This window comes from Polaribacter sp., from assembly GCF_051251875.1.
GTDB lineage: Bacteria > Bacteroidota > Bacteroidia > Flavobacteriales > Flavobacteriaceae > Polaribacter.
This window is the reverse complement of the sequence record NZ_JBPOGL010000050.1, coordinates 1-15,361: the sequence shown is the minus strand read 5'-3', so window position 1 is coordinate 15,361 and position 15,361 is coordinate 1. Positions and strand designations below refer to the sequence as shown.

Genomic DNA, 15,361 nt, shown 5'->3' with positions numbered 1-15,361 from the left:
TTTCGGGGTTTGATTTTATCTAAAATACAACTTATTTAATTGATATGCAAGTACTTATTTATTTCTGAAAGTGCCTAATGAGTTTTGCAATCCCATTGCAAAAAGCAGCAAACACACAATAAAGTCTGGATATTTTATTTCTACAACATTACTTACAACTGCAATAGTTGTTAAAATAATACATTCTATTAATGTTGGTAGAACAAAAACATTAAGGGTTTTATTTTCCCTATACTTTTCAATTAAGAAACTTGAGACAAAAGACCCTATTAAAAAAGAAAATATATACAGAAAATAAATTGTTCCTTTCCAAAATTCAAAATTAGCAACATCACTAATAAACAACGCAAAATGCCCTGTAACATTTGTTGTTAATTGCTTAAAAGACAAAAAACCGGTTACATTTACAACTCCTGCAACAAAAGACAAAATAGTAGCAATACGCAGATTGTGTTTTATAGTTCTGCTTTTACCTTGATGTCTAAACATACTTTTACTATTTGGTTTAACGTATAAAACAAACTACAACGTTAACACATTTTTGCAACATTATTGTATTTTATAAACATCATTATGAAAACAATGTGCTCTAAATTTACTAGATCTTCCTTTCATAAAATGAAAAACAAACCATAATTACTCCAAAATTTTAATATCAACTTTATACAAATTCTCAAAAATATTAAAAATGGCATCGGCGTCATTTTTTCGTACAGAAATTGTAGTTTTTGTTTTCCGCAGATTTTTCTGTTTATCCCAGATTTTTTTCTTTAATGATTTTTTGAACCGCCCATCCTATTAATAATGAAATTTAAGAATACTTTGAGCAGAAAATAGATAATACGTCTATATAAAAAAATAAATTACTTAGCCATAATTTTTTCTAAATCTATGTCATCTATATTTTTATAATAATCAACCAAAACTCCATTTTTATCAATTATTATTGTGGTTGGAAATCTTGTTATTGAGAATTTATCATGAAAATTTAAAGCATTCGCAATTAATTGGAAATTAGAGTTGGGAACATTAAACCCTTTTCTTACTTCTGCTTTATCTGAAGCAAAGAAAATAACCGCTTTTACTTTTTCATTTTTGTTCTTTACTTGATTTATTAAACCATCTAATTGTTTAATTTCTTCTTTTTTAAACCTAAAAGTATTTGCCTCTAATTCAAACCTAAGAATCACTGTTTTTCCTTTGAACTTATTTAATTCAATTTTATTATTTTCTAACGTCTTTGCAATAAAATTCGGAAATACCTCTCCTTTTAAAACGGGCTGTATTCTATTGTTTCTAATTTTTTTATCTTGCTTAGACAAATCAACCAAATACTTCTCAATACTTCCATCAGCATTAATTACACTTTCCATTTGCAGGTTTGGGTACTTTTTAAGAATCTTCAAAAATTCTTTTTTCTTAATTTTTTTTCCAGTTGTTTTTTGATAGATTTTAGAATAATCTATAATTTCCGCATGCGTAGTTGTATGCTTTTTTGTAACTATTTTCTGTTGGCCAAATGTTATTACACTGCACAAAAACAGTAAAAAGGTTATTTTTTTCATTTTACTTTTACTTTTACTTTTACTTTTACTTTTAAATACTTAATTTATAAGATAAATAAAAAACGCATCAATCTATTATTTTAATATCAACTTTATACAAATTCTCAAAAATATTAAAAATGGCATCGGCGTCATTTTTTCTTACAGAAATTGTGTATTCACAATTCATTTCTAATTTCTGATTGATAATGTCTATATTTTTTTCTTTGATAATTCTTTGTACAGCATTCATTACATCATAATTAAATGTTAATTTAAAATGAATATCTATGGTTTTTTCTAAAATAACCGAAGCTTCCAACGTAATTTGTGCAGATGTTTTATATGCTGAAATTAAACCGCCAACACCTAATTTTGTTCCTCCAAAATAACGTACAGAAACAAGTAAAATATTGGTAACATCAAAAGATTGAATTTGCCCGTATATTGGCAAACCAGCAGAATTATTAGGTTCTCCATCATCATTGGCTCTAAACCTTATAGTTTCTATTCCTAATTGGTAAGCATAACAAAAATGACGCGCCGAATGATGCTTCTTTTTCAACGTTTCTACATATTCTTTTACATCATCTTCAGACACAATAGGAAACGCATATCCAAAAAATTTTGAACCCTTTTCCTTAAAAAGCGTTTCTTCCGATGGTTTTTCTATGGTTTTATAGGTGTCTTTTGTATCCATATTTATGCAAATGAAACTAAAAGAATACTAATGATTGCTAAGAAAATTCCTACCCAATTTTTTTTAATCAATTTTTCTTTAAAAAACATCAACGCAAAAAATGTAGTTAATAGTACAATACCAACATTATTTATGGTAAATAATGACGAACTTTCTAAATCTGTTTTAAAGGCTTTTAATAAAAACTCCATAGAATAGTAATTAGGAATCCCTAATAAAATACCTCCTAAAATATTTTTTCGTTGAAAAATAAATCTACCGTTTATACTTTGAGTAATAATAACAAAAACACCTAATACAAATGCACAACCAAATATTGTTGCTAAAAACAAGGGTTCATCTCCTTTTGCAACGGTTGCTTTTTCTACAAATTTTAACCCTGAATCTAAAATTCCTGACCCCACAAAAAGCAACAAGGGAAATAATAAATTCTTAAATTTTACCGGGTTTGAATCGCTTTTAGCGGATGATAAATAAACCGCAACTAAAGCAAGTATAATTCCTATAATTTTAAGAGCACCAATACTTTCTTGATATACAAAAATTCCGAATATTACAGGAATAACTACAGACATTTTACCAGCTACAGAAGCAACAGACAAGCCATTTTTTTGAGCTGTAATTCCCATAACATTAAAGATGGTAATAAATAAAAAACCCAAACAAAAAGCACCCAAAAACCAAGGTTGACTCGCAATTTCGGTGATAGAAACCGCAGTATTTGAGGTAAAAACTCCAAAAGAAAACGCTACAGCATAATTTACAACAATAGCTTGTAGATTATTAATTTTATAAACATCAAAGAGTTTAAAAATTACAAATACGCAACTAGAGATTAAGATACTTAGCAACAGGTAAATCAAAACAACACTGGCTTTTTAGAAAACAATTCTACCACTTCTTCTTGGCCAGGAATTAAATTCCAAGTATGAATTCCTAAAGTATTTGCAGACATTGTATTTTCTTTTAAATCATCCACAAAAAGAGTTTCATCTGCTTTTAAATTATTTTCATTTAAAACAAAATTATAAATTTCTGTATTTGGTTTTCTAAAATGTATTTCGTGCGATAAATAAAATTGTTCAAAACAGTTTTTAAACTCGTTGTACAAATCCATGCCCCAATTATTCTGAACCCAAGAAATATGCAATTCGTTGGTGTTACTTAATAAAAACAATCGGTATTTTTTACTAGCAGACAATTCTTTTAAAAATTGAAGTCGTTTTTTAGGAAAATCTAACAACACGGCATTCCAAGCAAGCACTAATTCTTTTTTTTCAATTCCGAATTTATCATGATAAAAATTCACAAAATCTTCTGTACTTATTTTACCGGTTTCATATTCATGATACACAGCAATCATTTCTTTAGAGATTTCAGTAACACCTAATTTTGCCATTTCCCTATAGGTTGCTGGCTTATCTAAGTTGATAAAAATATCACCAAAATCGAAAACAATGTTCTTAATCATTTGTATATATTTTTAAAATATCCGTTTTTATTTGTATTTCTTTATTTGGTACTTTATTAAAAAATGGTGCCTTTACTCCTTTTCCAAATGCTAACTCACCAATAAAAACCCGTGCTTCATCCCATAAGTTTTCATCAATAAAAGTTTGTAAAGTTTGTGTTCCTCCTTCAATAATTACAGATTGTATGTGGTGTTTTTGAAGCACTTGGCAAATCTGAATTCCAATTTTCTTAGTAAAATCTATGTTTTCAAAAATAATATTTTCTCTTAATTCTTGGTTCTTTACTTTTGAAGCTGATAAAAATATAGTTTTTACATTTCCATCAAAAACATTGGTATTATTAGGAATTCTTGTGTTTTTATCAATCACAATTCTCACAGGATTTTGCCCTGTCCAACTTCTCACATTCAAAGTAGGATTGTCTGCAATTACAGTAGTGGTTCCTACTAAAATTGCATGTTCTTTAGCCCGCCATTTATGCACTAATTGTTGCGAATAGGTATTAGAAATCCAAACAGGTTTTTGCTCATTCTTTGTTACAGGAGCTACAAAACCGTCTTTAGTTTGCGCCCATTTTAGAATAATATACGGTCTTTTTTTTTCTTGAACCGTAAAAAATCTCTTGTGATGTTTTCTACATGCATTCTCTAAAACACCTACTAACACATTAATACCAGCATTTTTAAGTCGTTCAACTCCTTTGCCCGCCACCAAACTATTAGAATCTAAACAGCCAATAACCACATTTTTTAATTGATGTTTTACAAGTAAATCTGCACAAGGCGGAGTTTTACCAAAGTGCGAACAAGGTTCTAAGGTTACATAGATAGTAGCTTCTTTTAAAAGCGAAGTATCTTTTACAGAATTAATAGCATTTACTTCTGCATGATTTCCGCCATATTCAGACGTAAATCCTTCGCCAATAATTGTATTTTGATGCACAATAACAACACCAACAGAAGGGTTTGGACGTGCGCTGCCAATGCCATTCTCAGCAATTTGCAAACACCTTTTTATGTAAATTTTATGGTTGATATTTCTTTTATTTATAATAAAAAATGATTTCAGCCTACTTCGCAAAAAAGCAGGTTCACATTAAAATTTTATTTTCACATCTTCTGTAGTATCAATATCATACGTACCTCTATAACCAAACATTTTATAAGTTAGTTTTCCTTTGATTTGCACTTTCACAGATTTGTTTATAACTGAATTTAACAAACCTTCTAAAAACCCACCTTTATTTCCTGATAAAAGTTTTTTAGTAGGAACAACTGCGGTTAATGGAATAGAAAATTCTTTTCTTGCGGGTACTTTAAATTCATCAGAAAAAACCTGAGCTACTTCCTCTTCATTTACAAATAACTTCATTTTATCCGTAGAAATTTTACCACCAACATCATTCGGATTTTCAAAAATGGCATTTGCTTTTAAACGAACCGTGTCTCCAGAAAAACTAACAACTCTTACGTCATCAATCATTTTAAAAATTGGCTTTTCTTTTACTGTACAACTTGTTATCAACAAACATAAAACCGAAAAATAGAATAGATTTTTCATCATAATTAATTAAAAAATTAGCTAACTTGCTCTGCAAAAATACAGTATTATATGACAACTAAAGAGTTTATCATTAGAGAAATTAAACCAAGCGATAATGCCAAGTTGGCAAAGGTAATTCGTGCTGTTTTAATAGAGTTAAACGTACCTAAAGTTGGCACAGCTTATGAAGACAAAGCTACAGATACCATGTTTGAAACCTACCAAAAAGACAAGGCAATTTATTTTGTAGTAGAACACAATAACAATATTGTTGGTGGCGCAGGAATTGCACAACTAGATAATTTTGAAGGCAATACATGTGAGCTTCAAAAAATGTATTTTTCTCCTATAACAAGAGGCAAAGGAATTGGTGCAAAACTAATTTCTAAATGCTTAGAAAAAGCAAAAGAATTTGGTTTTGATAATTGCTATTTAGAAACCATGCCGTACATGCATGCGGCTAAAAAATTATATCAAAAATATGGTTTTACAAGTTTAGAGAAACCCTTGGGAAATACAGGGCATTACTCTTGTAATGTTTGGATGGTCAAGGAAATTTAAAAGTTAGAAGTTAGAAGTTAGAAGTTAGAAGTTAGAAGAAATTTAATCAGTTTTATGGTATTACAAGAATTCAGACAATTTATAAATATAGCTTTATCAGAAATTTATCCTAAATCAGAAATAGATAGTTTTTTCTTTTGGTTGATAGAAGAAAAACTAAACTTAGAAAGAATAGACAGCGTTTTACAACCTCATTTTATCATTGCTGATGAAAAAATAGAGGATTTAAAAAATTGCGTAGAAAGATTAAAGAAAGAAGAACCTATACAATATATTTTAGGGACAACCGAATTTTACGGTTTGCCTTTTCTGGTGGATAAAAATACGTTAATTCCAAGGCCAGAAACAGAAGAACTAGTAGCGTGGGTTTTAGTAGCACTTTCAGAAATAAGAGCTAAGCATCTAGACAAAAAAATAAAAATCTTAGATATTGGTACAGGAACCGGTTGTATTCCTATTTCATTGGCTAAGAATTTAAAAAATGCTGCTATTTCTGCTATTGATGTTTCTTCTGAAGCTTTAAAAGTGGCGCAAAAAAATGCAACACTAAATAAGGTAGAAATTGAATTTATAGCATTAAACATTTTAGAAGCTACTTCACTAAATATTATTGAAAAAGGGGAACTTCTGACAACAAAATATGACAGTATTGTTTCCAATCCGCCGTATGTTAGAGAATTAGAAAAAGCAGAAATTAAAACCAATGTTCTTAACAACGAACCTCATCTAGCCTTATTTGTTCCCGATGAAAATCCGCTACTTTTTTATAAAAAAATTGCAGAATTGGCAAAAAACCACCTAACAAAAGATGGGATACTTTTCTTTGAAATTAATCAATATTTAGGCAAAGAAACGGTTGCTATGTTACATGAAAAAGGATTTACAAACATTGAACTTAAAAAAGACTTCTTTGGAAATGATAGAATGATTAAAGCGCGTTTCATTTAAATTTTTATCAATATAAAGCACCACATTTTAATTTGATATGTTTTCAGTTTAAATATTTTTTTGTAACTTGTTAAGTATCTTACAACTAAACAATATACTAATCATTAACTGCTAAAAACCTACATCATGAAAAAATCATTACTATTATTTGCTTTTATTTTTGCTTGCAACTTTGTGTTGGCACAAGACTACTTTATTAAATTTGACGGAATTGATGGTGAATCTACAAACCATACGCATCGTGGATGGTCTGACATTGAATCATTTCATCAAGAAATAAATGGAGAACCTATTTCTTCAGGAAATTCTAGAGTGAGAAGAAATTTCACTAAAAACATTTCATTTGTAAAAATAATAGACAAATCGAGTCCAAGAATAATGGATCTTTTAATTAAAGGAAAAATAATTCCTAAAGTACTATTGGAAGTAACAAAATCTGGCAACGTATTTTATAGATATGAATTAAAAAATGTTGCCGTAATTAATTACGCTATCTCAGGAAAAGATAAAAATCCGCCAATAGAAGAAGTTACCATCTCATTTGAACAACAAAACGTAAAATACACAGAGTACCTACAAAATGGAAAATCTAAAGGTGTTGTAGAAACTAATTTCAACTAAAATAAAAAATCAATCAACATTTAAATCTAATGCTTTAAATGTTGATTAAAAACATGTTCAGCATGTAAATGCATAAATATTTCTTCGGGTTTTTAAGTATCTACAAGGCTGTTCTCTATAGAAATGAACGTCTAACAATATCACTTAAATACAATTACTTAACTCTTCATGTAAATAGATATAGAAAACATTTTAATTTTCTCTATATCTATACAATTATATTCATTTTTTAAATTTATAATTTCCATACTTTTGCGTCATGGTTAAAGAGATTCAGCTTAGAGTAAATTTAATAGAAGAGAGAAAGGAAAATACGCTGTTATACAAAGCAGCTAAGTTTCTAAAGGTTGATAAAAGTGAAATTACCGCGGTAAAAGTCTTGCGAAAGTCTATTGACGCGCGTAAAAAAGACATCATTTTTAATTACAAAGTTGCGGTGTATATTAATCAACAACTTCCAGAAAAATCTGATTATACTTTTAACTATAAAGATGTTTCTAACGCTAAAGAAGTGCATATTATTGGTTTTGGACCGGCAGGAATGTACGCTGCTTTACGTTGTATAGAATTAGGCTACAAACCTGTTGTTTTAGAACGCGGAAAAAATGTACAAGACAGAAGAAGAGATTTAAAAGCCATTAATCAAGATCATTTTGTAAATGAAGATTCTAATTATTGTTTTGGTGAAGGTGGCGCCGGTACGTATTCAGACGGAAAATTGTATACCCGTTCTTTAAAACGCGGCGATGTAAGAAGAATTTTTGAAAACCTTGTTTTTCACGGAGCTACAGAGCAAATTTTGGTAGATGCACATCCACATATTGGTACAAATAAATTACCAAAAATTATTGAAAATATTCGTGAGAACATTTTAAAATATGGTGGAGAAATTCATTTTGAAACACGTGTTACAGATTTTATAATAAAGAACAATACATTACAAGCAATTCAGCTAAAGAATGGTAAAGAAATGCCGGTAAATTCGGTAATTCTTGCTACAGGTCATTCTGCCAGAGATATATACGAATTGCTACATAAAAAGGAAATTTTATTAAAGGCAAAATCTTTTGCAATGGGCGTTCGTGTAGAGCATCCTCAAGAAATTATAGATCAAATTCAGTATCATTGTTCGGGTGAAAGAGACTCTTTATTACCAGCAGCAGCGTATAGTTTAGTGCATCAAGTTAATAACAGAGGTGTGTATTCTTTTTGTATGTGTCCTGGCGGATTTATTGTGCCGGCTGCCACTGCAAATGGAGAAGTTGTGGTTAACGGAATGTCTCCTAGTAGAAGAAACAATAGATTTGCTAATTCAGGAATTGTAGTTGAATTAGATATTGATAAAGATTTTAAAAAATACGAACAATTTGGCCCTTTAAAAGGGTTGGAGTTTCAGAAAGATTTAGAAAAAATAGCATTTTTTGCAGGTGGCAGAACACAAACAGCACCAGCACAAAGATTGGTAGATTTTGTTGACGGAAAACTGTCTTCAGAGTTAAATGATTGCTCCTATCAACCTGGGTTAAAATCTGCGCCTCTACATTCTTTATTACCAAAAATAATTGGAAGTAGATTGCGCAAAGGTTTTGCTGCATTCGGACAAAAAATGCACGGTTATTATACCAACGAAGCGAATGTTATAGGGGTAGAATCTAGAACTTCATCACCTGTAAACATCCCTAGAAAAGAGAGTTTAGAGCATCCACAGATAATTGGTTTATTTCCTTGTGGCGAAGGTGGTGGATATGCTGGCGGTATTGTTTCTGCCGCTATGGACGGAGAACGTTGTGCAGAAGCTGCGATTGCAAAATTGTAAAACTTTTTTCTAACTTTATATACCTAAGTCAATAACTATACTTAATTTTACGACAGTTTAATTCACGTACATGAAAACCACAATTGGTAGAATTGATAAAGCAGATTTCCCAGAATTACATTTAATAGACATTGATTTAAAAGTAGATTCTGGCGCTTACACTTCTTCTATTCACTGTTCTAACATTGAAGAAATAGAAGTTAATGGTAAAAAAATTATCAGATTTACATTGTTAGATCCAGAACATGAATTTTACAACAACAAAGAATTTTCTACTAAAAACTATGCGTCAAAACTTGTTAAAAGTTCAAATGGGATTTCGGAAAAACGGTTTTTAATTGAAACTGAAATTGTTATTTTTAACACAACCATGCCAATTCATTTAACATTAAGCGAACGCAAAGACATGAAATTCCCTATTTTACTAGGTAGAAAATTTTTAAACAAAAGATTTGTGATAGACACTTCAAAAAAAGATCTATCCTTTAAATTAAAAAACACACATAAATGAGAATTGTAATTTTATCTAGAAACCCTAAATTATACTCAACAAGAAGATTGGTAGAAGCTGCTGAAAAGAGAAAACATGAAATTTTTGTTGTAGATCATTTAAAGTGTAATATAGAAATTGAAAGAAGAGCCCCTAAAATATACTATAAGGGGGAATATATAGAAAACATAGATGCCATTATTCCTAGAATTGGTGCTTCGGTTACTTTTTATGGTACAGCTGTTATTAGACAGTTTGAAATGATGAAAGTTTTTACAGCTGTTTCATCTATAGCATTAACAAGGTCTAGAGATAAATTAAGCAGTTTACAGATATTAGCAAGAGCCGGAGTTGGACTACCAAAAACAGTGTTTACAAACTACACAAAAGATGTAAAACATGTTATAGAATCTGTTGGCGGAACTCCTTTGGTTTTAAAATTATTAGAAGGAACACAAGGTTTGGGAGTTGTTTTAGCAGAAACACCTAATGCGGCAACCTCTGTATTAGAAGCCTTTAACGGTTTGGGTGCTAGAGTAATTGCTCAAGAATTTATTAAAGAAGCTGGTGGCGCAGATATTAGAGCTTTTGTTGTTGATGGTAAAGTTATTGGCGCAATGAAGCGTCAAGGAAAAGATGGCGAGTTCCGATCTAATTTACACAGAGGAGGCAACGCAACTGTTATTGAATTAACGGACGAAGAAGAAAGAACAGCTTTAAAAGCTACCAAAGCAATGGGATTAGGTGTTGCAGGTGTAGATATGTTACAATCTACAAAAGGCCCATTGGTTTTAGAAGTTAATTCTTCTCCAGGACTAGAAGGAATTGAAGTAGCAACAGGAAAAAATATTGCAAAAGAAATTATCAGATACTTAGAGCTTCATGTCGAATAATCCTTTTACACTTTTAGGGAAAGAAATTCCGGAAGGAAAACGTACTATTTTAGAAATTGAAGTTGCAAAACTTCATACGAGAACAACGGTTAAAGTACCAGTAATAATTGAGCGCTCTAAAGAACCAGGACCAGTGGTTTTATTATTAGCCGGCGTTCATGGTGATGAAGTAAATGGCGTTGGAATTATTAGAGAAATACTAAACCAGAAATTAAACAAACCTAAAAAGGGAACTATTATTTGTATTCCTGTTTTTAATATTTTTGGCTATTTAATACAAACTAGAGAATTTCCTGACGGACGCGATTTGAATAGAATGTTTCCAGGATCATTAAACGGATCTTTAGCCAGTCAGTTTGCGTTTCAGTTTACAAAAGAAATAGCACCTTTTGTAGATTATGTTATCGATTTTCATACAGGTGGAGACCAAAGAGAAAATATTGCACAAATTAGATGTGCAGAAGGCGATAAAAAAGGCTTAGAACTGGCAAAAGTATTTAATCCACCAATGATTGTGTACTCTAGTTATATTTCAAAATCTTTACGAGATACCATGAACAAACTAGGAAAAACAATCTTACTGTTTGAAGGAGGAAAATCAAAAGAATTAAATGCAAATATTATAAGCGAAGGTGTTAACGGTACAAAAAATGTGTTAATTTATTTAGGATTAATTGATGGTGAAATTACCGTAAAAGGAGATCCTATTTTTATTAAAAATGCAAAATGGTTGCGTGCCACCTATTCTGGAATGTTTAAAATTACTGTAAAAAACGGAGCTAGAGTAAAAAAGAAAGAAATCTTAGGAGTCATACAAGATCCTTTTGGTGAATTTAAGAAAAGAGTATATGCTCCTTTTGATTGTTACGTCTTTTGCATTAACAAAACAGCTATTGTAAATAAAGGTGATGCCTTGTTTCATTTAAGTGTAGATGAGTAAAATAGTTTGCTTTTAAAGTAGTTTTTAGTTAAGTTTACCATGAAAACTATGGCAATGGAAACTAAAAAGAAACAAAAACTAACAAATTCTCCTCACTCTTTAGAAGATTTAAAGGAAAAAGATTTGCCTTTCCATTATTGGGGAGCCATGCGGTATTTTCTAGATCTTATTAAATCATCAGAAATAAAAGCCGGGTTAATTTTATCTTTTTACGGAATCATATTTAACTTTGTTTATCAAAATATAGACCAAGCAAAAAGTAATTTCGCTTCTTTTAACTTTTTACATATTCTAGCTATTTTATGGCTAATTACTACGTTAATTTCAATATTTTATAGTGTTCGGAGTTTTATTCCACGAATTGAAAAAAATTACGAACCTAATATCTTTTTCTTTGGTGATATCGTCTCAAAATTTGGCGATATAAAAGAATATTCACAAAAATTTTTGGATGTTAATGTAGATAAAGCCCAGTTATATGATCAAATTGGACAACAAATTTATGTAAACGCAAAAATTACTACAGCAAAATTTAAAAATGTAAACATGTCTTTGCGTTATTTACTTATCAGCATGCTGCTACTCTTATTTTTTGTGATTTATACTATTTTAAACGCAATTTTTTAAACTAATAGATAATTACTTCCTTAGTAAGAAAGTAATTATTCAAATTTCATTTTTCCGAAAATCGGAAATCTAAATATTATCAACCTAAATTAAGTCTATTGAAATCTGCAAAAGATACTTTTTTAAAACTACCCAAAGCAGATGTACATAATCATTTTCATTTGGGAGGTTCGCAAAAACTATTATTTGATAGATATCCTGATAGTACCATCCGTTTTCCAAAAAAGTACAATGGACTAACAGGAATGATTGATTTTATTTACGGGCATTTGAACAAAATAATGACTACCAAAGAAGATGTCATTAATTTTATGGAAATGTCTATAGAAAGTAGCATACAAGATAATGTTACCCTTTTAGAAGCGAGTGTAGACGTAGGTTTATCTCGTTTTTTTAATGATTCTATAGAACAAGTTATTGCAGAAATTAGTCAAATTAAAGAAAAATACAAATCAAAAATTGATTTTAGACCAGATATTGGCATCAACAAAGATTTGCCTTTAGATCAAGTATATTTATATGGTGAAACTTGTATTTTTTCTGGGGTTTTTAACGGAATTGACCTATATGGAAAAGAAGCAAATCAAAATTTACAGCCTTTTCAAGAATTATTTACAACTGCCAAGAAAAACAATATTAAAACCAAAACTCATATTGGCGAATTTTCTGATGAGAAAAGTATTGAAGAAACCATAGAATTATTATCACCAGATGAAATTCAGCATGGTATAAACGCTGTAAATTCTTCTAAAACAATTGCCATGATTTTAGAACGAAATATTCGATTAAATATTTGTCCGCAAAGCAATATATGCTTAGGAACTGTTAAAAATTTAAAAGCACACCCTATTAGAACTTTATTTGATAAAGGTGTAAAAGTAACCATAAACACAGATGATTTAATTCTATTTAACACCACTATTTCTGAGGAATTCTATGCGCTTTTATCAAACAAAATTTTCACTTTTAATGAAATTGAAATCATTAGAAAGAACGCTTTTTGATAACTAGTTTTTTGTGTTTCAAAAAAACATCTATTACATAGTCATATACACAAAAACTCCGTAGCTTATTAAAAGCACAACGCCATCTTTCCAATTTAATCGATACCCTCTTGGCAGAAATACCAAAGGCAAAATAATAAAAGAAATACCTAGCATCCAAAAAATATCATTGGTTAATAATCTAAGGTCTGTAACAGGAACATCCGTTATCATAGAAGTGATACCTAAAACCGCCAAAATATTAAACACATTAGAACCTATTAAATTTCCTAAAGAAATTGCTTTTTCTTTCTTAATAACCGCAATAATAGAAGCTGCTAACTCCGGAATACTTGTACCAATTGAAACCACTGTAACCGCTATTAAACGATCACTTACGCCAAAATCTTGAGCCAAAGCTGTTGCACCATTAATTAAAAGTTCTGAGCCTCCCCAAAGTCCTAAACCACCAATAACTAAAAATAATACTATTTTATAGGTAGGTAAAGGTTCATCATCTTCTGGTAGTTCATCTATCACCGCTGTTTTCTGAAAACGTAAAAGATAGACTAGAAAAACAATTAACAACATAAATAAAATTACGCCCTCATAAAAAACAATGGTATTGTCATTTGATAAAAAATAATACAATATTACGGAAGCAATCATCATTACTGGCCAATCTGTTTTATAGAAACTTTTTTGTATTTCCATTTTACCAAAGAGCAAGGTAATACCTAAAACCAAGCCTAAATTAGCAATATTAGAACCTATTACGTTTCCTAAAGCCAAATCAGATTTTCCTATTAATGCTGCTTTTACACTAACAATTAATTCTGGTGCAGAAGTAGCAAATGAAACTACCGTCATCCCAATTACAATTTTAGGAATATCTAATTTTAAAGACAATGCCACAGCAGATTTTAACAACCAGTTTCCTCCTAAAATCAACAGCACCAATCCAACAACGATTAATAAAAAATTCATGTTTAATAATTTTCAGCGAAGATACATTTTTATCACTTTACCTTAAAAACAAAATTGGTTATCATAAATAGTATAAAGCGAAAGAATGAATACGAATAACAACATTTTTATAGTAGGTGAATTTGAAAAATGTACGGAATCATTTATCAATATATAGAGATTATATAGCGCTAATTACACAGATATTCTCAGATCTTTTACCGGCATCACAAATAACATAAATACTAAAAACAAATAATGAAATGCAAAAAAAGAGCACAAATAGAAATGATTTTTCCTTTACCTCATAAAATGATTAAAAAATATCCCTTTATTTAATTACACTAAACAACTATAAAAGAGTATTTAGTATAAATAATATACTTAATTAAAGGATATTAAGTTACATATTATAACTAAAACAATTAATGTAGTTATAATAGTAAAATTAATTTAATTAATAACGTGTTAAAGGTTTGGAAAGATGGTCTTTAAGGTTCTATATTGATAAAACAATTTCGAAATTGAACTAATTTACTAACTTTTAAAACCTTATAACCATGATAATGATAGCAATACAATTTATGGAAGAACTTGTAGATATGATACTACATATTTTTCTATAGAATAGACAAAACTGCAACTCAATAATTAATAGATTGAGTTGTTTATTTTTTGATTAAATTTGAGAATAAAATGTTTTAACCATGAAAAAAAAACTTTTTAAAGTAATTGCAAAAATAAACAAAGCCCTATTACCTTGTTTTACAAAAAAAAAGTTAGATCTTTCTAAAGCCACAAAAGCTCAATTAGCAATACTTGGCTGGAGAGCTTACGTAACAAAACATTCTCTTGATGAAAATAAAAATTACTAACCGTAAAAAATAAAGACAGATGAAAGAAGAGTATACAAAAGTATTTACAGACAATTCTATAATAGTACACAGATTGCACACCTTATTAAATGAAGCAGAGATTGAATCTAGAATATCTGATCGAGTAGAATCTGGCAGATTGGCCGGTTTTGGTGTACCTACAAATTCGGTAGAATTATTTGTACTAAACAGTGATCTTAACAAAGCAGAACCCATAATAGCAACTTATAAAACGAAAATAAATTCATAAAAAACAACAATTATCTTTCTGTTTTCAAAAAAGGACACTATATTTGCACCCGCTTAACGGCCATGTGGCGCAACTGAATAGCGCACTTGATTACGGCTCAAGAGGTTGCAGGTTTGAATCCTGCCATGGTCAC

General features: G+C 29.9%; 18 protein-coding genes, 1 tRNA gene and 1 pseudogene. 12 read left to right on the top strand and 8 right to left on the bottom strand.

Annotation, left to right across the window (positions count from 1 at the left end; genetic code table 11):
- Positions 1-69 precede the first annotated feature (69 nt).
- The 7 genes and pseudogenes from ACSHW5_RS15925 to ACSHW5_RS15895 form a co-directional block, all read right to left on the bottom strand.
- A pseudogene (locus tag ACSHW5_RS15925) lies at positions 70-489 on the bottom strand (YoaK family protein); the annotation flags it as partial.
- Between the two features lie 374 nt (positions 490-863).
- Positions 864-1,565 (bottom strand): redoxin domain-containing protein, encoded by a 702-nt coding sequence (locus ACSHW5_RS15920; RefSeq protein WP_435677141.1) that lies wholly within the window; start codon positions 1,563-1,565, stop codon positions 864-866.
- Between the two features lie 67 nt (positions 1,566-1,632).
- Positions 1,633-2,244, bottom strand: coding sequence for an IMPACT family protein (locus ACSHW5_RS15915; protein ID WP_435677140.1), 612 nt, complete (start codon positions 2,242-2,244; stop codon positions 1,633-1,635).
- A 2-nt stretch (positions 2,245-2,246) separates the two neighbouring features.
- A complete protein-coding gene (locus tag ACSHW5_RS15910) occupies positions 2,247-3,095 on the bottom strand; it encodes an EamA/RhaT family transporter (protein WP_435677139.1) in 849 nt (282 codons plus the stop codon).
- An 8-nt stretch (positions 3,096-3,103) separates the two neighbouring features.
- Positions 3,104-3,715 (bottom strand): HAD family hydrolase, encoded by a 612-nt coding sequence (locus ACSHW5_RS15905; RefSeq protein ID WP_435677138.1) that lies wholly within the window; start codon positions 3,713-3,715, stop codon positions 3,104-3,106.
- Positions 3,708-4,721 (bottom strand): bifunctional diaminohydroxyphosphoribosylaminopyrimidine deaminase/5-amino-6-(5-phosphoribosylamino)uracil reductase RibD, encoded by a 1,014-nt coding sequence (gene ribD, locus ACSHW5_RS15900; protein WP_435677137.1) that lies wholly within the window; start codon positions 4,719-4,721, stop codon positions 3,708-3,710. The genes ACSHW5_RS15905 and ribD overlap by 8 nt, the downstream gene beginning before the upstream one ends.
- Before the next feature lie 90 nt (positions 4,722-4,811).
- On the bottom strand, positions 4,812-5,276 hold the full coding sequence (locus ACSHW5_RS15895) for an LEA type 2 family protein (protein WP_435677136.1): 465 nt from the start codon (positions 5,274-5,276) through the stop codon (positions 4,812-4,814).
- A gap of 51 nt (positions 5,277-5,327) precedes the next feature.
- Here ACSHW5_RS15895 and ACSHW5_RS15890 point away from each other — a divergent pair, with 51 nt between their 5' ends.
- From ACSHW5_RS15890 to ACSHW5_RS15850, 9 genes are all read left to right on the top strand, one after another.
- Positions 5,328-5,819: a GNAT family N-acetyltransferase gene (locus ACSHW5_RS15890; RefSeq protein WP_435677135.1), complete on the top strand. Its 492-nt coding sequence runs from the start codon at positions 5,328-5,330 to the stop codon at positions 5,817-5,819.
- A gap of 54 nt (positions 5,820-5,873) precedes the next feature.
- Complete coding sequence (prmC, locus tag ACSHW5_RS15885; RefSeq protein WP_435677134.1) at positions 5,874-6,767, top strand: peptide chain release factor N(5)-glutamine methyltransferase; 894 nt, start codon at positions 5,874-5,876, stop codon at positions 6,765-6,767.
- A 126-nt stretch (positions 6,768-6,893) separates the two neighbouring features.
- Entirely contained in the window at positions 6,894-7,388 is a 495-nt protein-coding gene (locus ACSHW5_RS15880) for an Hcp family type VI secretion system effector (RefSeq protein WP_435677133.1), read from the top strand.
- 259 nt (positions 7,389-7,647) lie between these two features.
- Positions 7,648-9,204 (top strand): NAD(P)/FAD-dependent oxidoreductase, encoded by a 1,557-nt coding sequence (locus tag ACSHW5_RS15875; protein WP_435677132.1) that lies wholly within the window; start codon positions 7,648-7,650, stop codon positions 9,202-9,204.
- Positions 9,205-9,274: 70 nt separating this feature from the next.
- Positions 9,275-9,715, top strand: a complete 441-nt coding sequence (locus tag ACSHW5_RS15870) for an ATP-dependent zinc protease family protein (protein WP_435677131.1) — start codon at positions 9,275-9,277, stop codon at positions 9,713-9,715.
- Complete coding sequence (gene rimK / locus ACSHW5_RS15865; RefSeq protein ID WP_435677130.1) at positions 9,712-10,587, top strand: 30S ribosomal protein S6--L-glutamate ligase; 876 nt, start codon at positions 9,712-9,714, stop codon at positions 10,585-10,587. The genes ACSHW5_RS15870 and rimK overlap by 4 nt, the downstream gene beginning before the upstream one ends.
- On the top strand, positions 10,577-11,527 hold the full coding sequence (locus ACSHW5_RS15860) for a succinylglutamate desuccinylase/aspartoacylase family protein (RefSeq protein ID WP_435677129.1): 951 nt from the start codon (positions 10,577-10,579) through the stop codon (positions 11,525-11,527). Before rimK ends, ACSHW5_RS15860 begins: the two co-directional genes overlap by 11 nt.
- A 54-nt stretch (positions 11,528-11,581) precedes the next feature.
- Positions 11,582-12,154: a Pycsar system effector family protein gene (locus ACSHW5_RS15855; protein WP_435677128.1), complete on the top strand. Its 573-nt coding sequence runs from the start codon at positions 11,582-11,584 to the stop codon at positions 12,152-12,154.
- A 98-nt stretch (positions 12,155-12,252) separates the two neighbouring features.
- Positions 12,253-13,158: a hypothetical protein gene (locus ACSHW5_RS15850; RefSeq protein WP_435677127.1), complete on the top strand. Its 906-nt coding sequence runs from the start codon at positions 12,253-12,255 to the stop codon at positions 13,156-13,158.
- A 33-nt stretch (positions 13,159-13,191) separates the two neighbouring features.
- Here ACSHW5_RS15850 and ACSHW5_RS15845 read toward each other — a convergent pair whose 3' ends face one another.
- Positions 13,192-14,124, bottom strand: a complete 933-nt coding sequence (locus ACSHW5_RS15845) for a calcium/sodium antiporter (RefSeq protein WP_435677126.1) — start codon at positions 14,122-14,124, stop codon at positions 13,192-13,194.
- 686 nt (positions 14,125-14,810) lie between these two features.
- Between ACSHW5_RS15845 and ACSHW5_RS15840 the strand changes: the two genes are divergently transcribed.
- The 3 genes from ACSHW5_RS15840 (at position 14,811) to ACSHW5_RS15830 (ending at position 15,360) form a co-directional block, all read left to right on the top strand.
- The gene (locus tag ACSHW5_RS15840) at positions 14,811-14,978 is read left to right on the top strand and encodes an SsrA-binding protein (RefSeq protein ID WP_435677125.1); all 168 of its coding nucleotides are present in this window, start codon (positions 14,811-14,813) and stop codon (positions 14,976-14,978) included.
- 19 nt (positions 14,979-14,997) lie between these two features.
- On the top strand, positions 14,998-15,228 hold the full coding sequence (locus ACSHW5_RS15835) for a DUF2007 domain-containing protein (RefSeq protein ID WP_435677124.1): 231 nt from the start codon (positions 14,998-15,000) through the stop codon (positions 15,226-15,228).
- A gap of 58 nt (positions 15,229-15,286) precedes the next feature.
- A tRNA-Arg gene (locus ACSHW5_RS15830) sits at positions 15,287-15,360 on the top strand.
- The last annotated feature ends 1 nt before the right edge of the window (position 15,361 follow it).